Annotated in this window: 1 pseudogene; it reads right to left on the bottom strand. The window is 47.5% G+C overall.

The annotated features are described in order from the left end of the window. Nucleotides 1-648, bottom strand: a pseudogene (locus tag R7Q09_RS26270) (insulinase family protein); the annotation flags it as partial.

The raw sequence follows: 648 nt of genomic DNA, 5'->3' as shown, positions 1-648 counted from the left end.
ACATTTCTACGTGGAGTTCCGCCAAAATCGACTCGACGAATGTCGACAGCTCATCGACTTCAATTTCTTCCAGCGCTTCTGCAAGTGTCGCGAAAGGAGGATTGTTGGGCTGCAACAAACCTGTTAATGCGTTGAACAGTTGAGAAATTGGGCGATCTTGAGATGAATTTCGCCAATTACGTAATAATTGTTGTTTGATGGTTTCAAACCGAGTCGGGTTGAACTCTCTAGCAGCGAAACGGCGTAAAATCATCTCAAGCAGTTGCGGCAGTTTTTGGCTGAAGCCCGACAACGTCAAAGTTACACCACCTTGGTGCGCATACATGTTGTAGCCCATGCCCGCGATTTCAGCTTGGTAGGTTTCTTTGGCTAGTGAGTCCAAAAACATTTCGACACAAAGACGTGTTTTCACAATATTCTTAGGCGACGCGACCGCGTGAGAACTGTCGATCGCAACGTACACTACGCCTTTCGGCACTCGGAACTCATCATCTTGTAAATGCCACAGGCGAAAACCTTCGAGATCTTCAATCAACTCCGGTAGTGAGCCCCCGTTTTCAAAGGGCATTGGGTCGAGGTCGTAACAAATGTACGGGTTCTTCTCTGGCAGAACAAACTGCCAACGCGGATCAATTTGTTGGAAGAAGC

The organism is Vibrio sp. 2130-1 (genome assembly GCF_033339515.1).
Note: the sequence above shows the minus strand (reverse complement) of the source record. Positions and strands in the feature narration are given on the sequence as shown.